This window comes from Megasphaera sp. AM44-1BH, from assembly GCF_003467125.1.
Classification (GTDB): Bacteria; Bacillota; Negativicutes; order Veillonellales; family Megasphaeraceae; genus Megasphaera.
Window position 1 is genome coordinate 1 of sequence record NZ_QSFA01000047.1, and the last position, 3,038, is coordinate 3,038.

Sequence of the window (3,038 nt, forward strand, 5' to 3'; positions counted from 1 at the left end):
AAACTGGCAAATCTGGAAGCGAAGAAGAAAGCAGCTCTCAAGATTGCTGGCGTAAAAGTAGAAGACTGAGGCGCTTATGATTGTCGGTGTGAAGTTCTGCGGTAATTGCAATCCCTTTATTGAAACGCCCACACTGCTTAAAAAATTGATAGCAGCGGCACCGGACCTGGAATTCCGTATTATCAGCCGCACCCTGTCTCATTGGGATGTTACCCTTCTTCTCAATGCCTGCCCGGCAGGATGCCTGAAAGAGAAAGAATATGAGAATCCCGTCGTTGTTAGCGGACTGTCTGTGGAGCACTGGGACGTTGAAGCCGATGAACTAGTGCAAAAAGTTATTGCGGCCATCCGTCGCAAATTACCGGCAATGTAAAACAGGTCAGGTGTACCTGTGTATAATGTAAAATTATACAGAAAATTGCATAATATATATTCAAATCCCTGGATTTTGCTCCGTGAGCGAAATCCAGGGATTTGTTTTATTTTACTATTTCATGCACGTTGAAAAATAACAATATAAAAAAAGCATAGGAAAGTATAGGACATTGCTTATTTATAAAGATTGAAAAAGTATAAATTCTAAGTCTTGACGCTAGGGAGATAAACCCGTATAATATACGTGTGATAGATTCGCATATACGTTATATTTCTTATATATGAATAATGATATATATGCAGAAATGAGATGCGTACAAAAATTCTTTCTTTTTTATTTAAAATGGGATACTAGTGTTACTAAAAACATAAATCCATTGAAAGGCATTGTAGATAACACGATGCAACACGAAGCGGTTCAGCGTTTTCAGTGCTATGAGGAAAGCGGGGTGAATCAGGGGCTGGTTACGATGTTCTTTATTATTTTATTATAGGTTGTGAAATAAAGAACGCTGAATATAGCTTTGTGGCGCAGGTGACTATCGAACCCGTATTTGACGGGCTCACTATAGAAGGTATGAATCTTAGTGGAGGTGGCTGTTTTGTCTAACGAATTAGCTATTGAAAGATCGTGTATGAAAAAATGTTCAAGCCGGCTCTTGCCGTACTTGCTCTTTATGTTCCTGCTTTGCTATATTGACCGTACCAACTTAGGCTTTGCCGGTATCCAGATGTCTCCGGAATTAGGTCTGACGGCTTCTACATTTGGCTTTGGTGCTGGCCTGTTCTTTATCGGTTACTTTATCTTCGAAGTTCCGTCCAATCTGTGCCTGGCCAAATTCGGTGCCCGCCGCTGGATTGCCCGTATCATGGTTACCTGGGGTGCTGTAGCTGCCCTCATGTGCATGATCAACGGTACGACGAGCTTCCTCGTCATGCGCTTCTTACTCGGTGCATCGGAAGCTGGTTTCTATCCTGGTGTTACGTATTTCATTGGCGAATGGTTCCCCAACAAATACCGTGCAGCGGCGCTGTCCCGTTTCAATCTGGCTCAGCCTGTTGCCCTCGTTGTCGGTTCTCTCGTTTCCGGCTTCCTGATTAGTGCTCTCGACGGCACCATGGGCTGGTCTGGCTGGCGCTGGCTGTTCCTTGTCGAAGGTATTCCGACTGTATTCTTTGGTATTGTAACGCTGTATTATCTGACGGATAAACCGGCTGATGCCACTTGGCTTACAGAAGAAGAACGCAACTGGCTCACAAACCGTATGGCTGAAGAAGCAAAGGCTATTAAAGGTGCTAATGCCGACTATTCTATCATGAAAGCCCTTACTCACCCGGCTGTTCTGGTCCTCGGCATTGCTTACTTCCTGGCCATCTGTGAAGGTGTATATGGTATCAACATGTGGATTCCGCAGATGCTTAAATCCTGGTCTAATATGTCTTCCATGGAAATCGGCCTTATCGGGGCACTTCCGTTCGTGTGTGCATTCATCTCCGTTATTATCTTTGGTCACAGTTCCCAGGTCCGTCAGGAACGTAAATGGCATCTGACTGTAGCTCTTGGCATGGCTACTATTGCTCTGTGCGCAAGCATGTTTGTTACAGGAACTATTCCTACCATGATTTGTGTCTGCGTAGGCGCTGCTGGTATGTTCGCAGCGATTCCGCTGTTCTGGACTATTCCGGCCCAGTTCCTTACTGGTACGGCTGCTGCAACGGGTATCGCCGTTATCAACTCTATCGGCAACCTCGGTGGTTTCTTCGGACCGACGGCGGTTGGTATGGTAAAAGATGCGACAGGCGATTTCCACTATGGCCTGCTGCTCCTCGGCGTCTGCGTATTCGTAGGCCTTGTCTTGTGCCATATCATGAACAATATCTATGGCAAGAAAGTTGACTACAGCAAGATCGAAAAATAATAGTTTCATCAAATAGATACATTTTAGAAAACAATGAAGAGACTGCTCTGAAATGAGATTAAAAAACTCGTTTTGAGCAGTTTCTTTTTTGCAAAGAAGAAAACTATGCATTTTTATATATTTATACTATATAGTGCATAATAGAAAACGAAACCTTTGATTTGAAAATATAAATCATCTGCATTATAGCAACTCGTCTTAGCGGTAAATACAGAAAATTGCGACATCATTTAATTGCGATACGAAAAAATCATAGAAAACACAGTTGCATTGCTTATTTATAAAGATTGAAAAAATATAAATTTTGACTCTTGACGGTACGTTGTTAAATCCGTATAATATCCATGTGATTGATTCGCATATACGACATGTTACTTATATATGAATTATTCCCTATATAATAAAAACAAATAAGTTGCATGTTGATGTATGTGAAATTTTTCATAAAGTCAACAATAAGGGATACTAGTATTATCCCAATGATGGTAATGATGTATATGAAGTGATGGTTTATGTTGTAGATAACACGATGCGGCTGAACTGGTACCTTGTCAAGAAAGAGGTGAATTTGTATTTTAGGTTTACATTCTTCATTTTTATTATATTGCATTAATTATGAAGGGAATCAGCTCGAGGTTTTCTGTACTGCAGCGTGTGATCGAACCTGTCGGCAGACGGGCTCAATATAAGATGTAAGGAATTTAGTGGAGGTGGCTATTTTGGCTTATTCAGCGGCTGTGGAAA

2 protein-coding genes are annotated in these 3,038 nt (G+C 41.8%); both read left to right on the forward strand.

The window, feature by feature from the left end; genetic code table 11:
• Positions 1 to 76: 76 nt before the first annotated feature.
• Positions 77 to 373, forward strand: a complete 297-nt coding sequence (locus DW949_RS13470; RefSeq protein ID WP_118023678.1) for a hypothetical protein — start codon at positions 77 to 79, stop codon at positions 371 to 373.
• 637 nt (positions 374 to 1,010) lie between these two features.
• On the forward strand, positions 1,011 to 2,294 hold the full coding sequence (locus tag DW949_RS13475) for an MFS transporter (protein ID WP_118023679.1): 1,284 nt from the start codon (positions 1,011 to 1,013) through the stop codon (positions 2,292 to 2,294).
• The last annotated feature ends 744 nt before the right edge of the window (positions 2,295 to 3,038 follow it).